The organism is Candidatus Propionivibrio aalborgensis, from assembly GCF_900089945.1.
Taxonomy (GTDB): Bacteria; Pseudomonadota; Gammaproteobacteria; order Burkholderiales; family Rhodocyclaceae; genus Propionivibrio; species Propionivibrio aalborgensis.
The window spans coordinates 1-365 of sequence record NZ_FLQY01000111.1 but is presented as its reverse complement, the minus strand read 5'-3'; the positions used below and the strand labels follow the sequence as shown (position 1 = coordinate 365).

At 59.7% G+C, this 365-nt stretch carries 1 protein-coding gene; it reads right to left on the bottom strand.

Annotated features, from left to right (window positions below; all coding sequences use genetic code 11):
* Positions 1 to 365, bottom strand: a 365-nt coding sequence (locus tag PROAA_RS06930; RefSeq protein WP_186410644.1) for a 2-C-methyl-D-erythritol 4-phosphate cytidylyltransferase, incomplete at both ends; no start/stop codon positions are given.

Sequence of the window (365 nt, the reverse complement as noted above, 5' to 3'; positions counted from 1 at the left end):
CGCTTCAAGGTGTCGGCAACAGGAACGGCCAGGATGCCTCCAATCGGATCGTCGGCCAGTTCGTCGCAAAGAGCGGCGATCATGGTCTGCGACAGGCAAGGACGTGCGGCGTCATGCACCAGCACCCAGTCATCGTCAGCCAATATTCGAGCGGCAGTCGCAAGGCCATTCAACACGCTTTCGGCGCGAGTGGCCCCGCCACAGAAAACGGCCTGCAATTTCGAGCCGAGGCTACTCCAGTCATACAACCCCCACCACTCATCCTCCGGTGCAAGTACAACCCAGACGCGCTCAATCCGGTCGCAATGACACAGGGCAGCGAGTGAGTGATGGATCAGTGGCTGCCCGTCAATCTGCAGATACTG